At 34.6% G+C, this 2,015-nt stretch carries 1 protein-coding gene; it reads left to right on the top strand.

Annotated elements, in window-relative coordinates; genetic code table 11:
• Positions 1 to 242: 242 nt before the first annotated feature.
• On the top strand, positions 243 to 2,015 hold a 1,773-nt coding region (locus tag ENL20_11280), incomplete at its 3' end, for a hypothetical protein (protein ID HHE39134.1).

Here is a 2,015-nt window from a genome sequence, read left to right as displayed (position 1 = left end):
TATCATAATGTTCAATAAAGAAAAACTAATGCCCGAATTAGTGAATTAATATGCTGCGAAATTTCATAAAGTTTGCAATAAGAGGAGTTGTCGGAGCAGTGGTCGATACATCAGTGTTATGGACTTTATCAATTGACTTAATGTATGGTAATGTAAATATAAGATGAATTCTATTATCAAAGTCTGCATAAAAGAAGAAGATGTTTTATTAAAAAATTCGAAAATGAACAGGAGTTAAATCAATGAGAAAATTCGCAGAACTGGTATTGAAATATCGTGTTCCGATTATAATTGGAACTATCATTATAACAGTATTTATGGCATTACAATTAACAAAACTGAAAATTAACAGCGACATCCTGGAATATTTGCCGCAGGACGATCCGAATGTGGTTTTATTCAATGAAGTTGGAGATAAATTTGGTGGTAATTCTCTAGCAATGATCGCTTTGGAAACAGATGATGTTTTCAATCCTGAAACATTGAATCGTGTAAATTTAATAACACAAAAATTCAAAGAAATGCCGGAAATATCTTATGTAATTAGTCTTACTGATGTTATCGATATTAAGAAAATTGACGATGGACTGGAAGTTGGAAAATTGGTTGACGATCGCCATATTCCATCTGAAAAAAATGAACTTAAAAGTATCAAGAATTACACATTATCTAAAGAGATGTATCGTGGAAATATCGTTTCTGATGATGGCACTATTGCAGTTATAATCGCCAGATTAAAAGAAGATGTTGATAGAATTGCTGTTGGGCGAGAAATGAAAGAATTTGTTCTGTCCACAAAAGGAAATGAAAAACTATATTTTGCCGGTATTCCCTTCCAGATGATTTTCCTGACAGATGTCATTAATTCCGATGTTATCAAATTACTTCCAGTTGTGCTTCTTTTATTGATCATAACTTTGGCAATTAGTTTTCGCAGTAAGCGCGGTGTGATATTGCCACTCGCAACAGTGATAATTAGCACAACCTGGGGTTTAGGATTAATGTCATTGTTTGGGATCAAACTGACAATCGCTTCTGACGGAATGCCTATCTTGCTGATCGCTATCGGCAGTGCTTACGGAATTCACCTGGTAAACAAATACCTGGAAGATATCCGCAAATGTGATAATAAAATCGAAGCCATCAAATACACTATCAGCGAAGTCGGTGTGCCGATTTTCTTGGCAGGATTGACAACATCTATCGGATTTTTAGCGTTTTTCGTTTCCAATCTGACAATTATCAAAGAATTTGGAATTTTCACGGCAATTGGTGTTATGTTCGCCTATCTTGTTGCCATAACTTTTTTGCCTGCTCTTCTGTCATTTATGCCGGCTCCCAAAATCAAAGCAAAGAAGGAATCTCTTGAACCGACTTTAATGAATCGTTTTATGACCGGTTTAAGCAGATTAATCCTAAAAAGAAAAATTTTAATTCTGATTATCGGTTTCATTATTTTTGCTGTCGGAATCTTCTCGATCTTTAATATTAGCAGAGAAGTAAATATGGTGGATTACTTCGAGAAGGATAGTGAAATTCGTCAGGCAGAAGATATGATGGAATCAAAACTTGGTGGTTCCATTCCTATCCAGATTTTAGTGAAAGGCGATTTGCAAGAACCCGCTGTATTAAAAGAAATGATAAAATTAGAAAAATACTTGAAAAGTCTGCCGGATATACACAGTCCGCAATCGATTGCCGGCCTGATTTGTGAAATGAACGATGTGATGAATGACAGTTATTGCATTCCCGAAACCCGCGAAGGAGTGGCAAATCTCTGGTTCTTTTTAGAAGGAAACGAAATTTTACCACAATTGATAAATTCTCAATATAATGAAGGGTTAATTCAGGCAAAACTGGGAACCGTGAACACCAAAAAATTGACTCTTGTAACTGATGAAATTGATCGTTTTATTTCTGAAAATATTAATTCTGATATAATAGCGATAGATCTGGCGGAAGTAGATTCCAATCTAAAAGAAATAAATCTGGAAAGAATTGAAAATATTTCAAAT

This window comes from Candidatus Cloacimonadota bacterium, from assembly GCA_011372345.1.
Classification (GTDB): Bacteria; Cloacimonadota; Cloacimonadia; order Cloacimonadales; family TCS61; genus DRTC01.
Note: the sequence above shows the minus strand (reverse complement) of the source record. Positions and strands in the feature narration are given on the sequence as shown.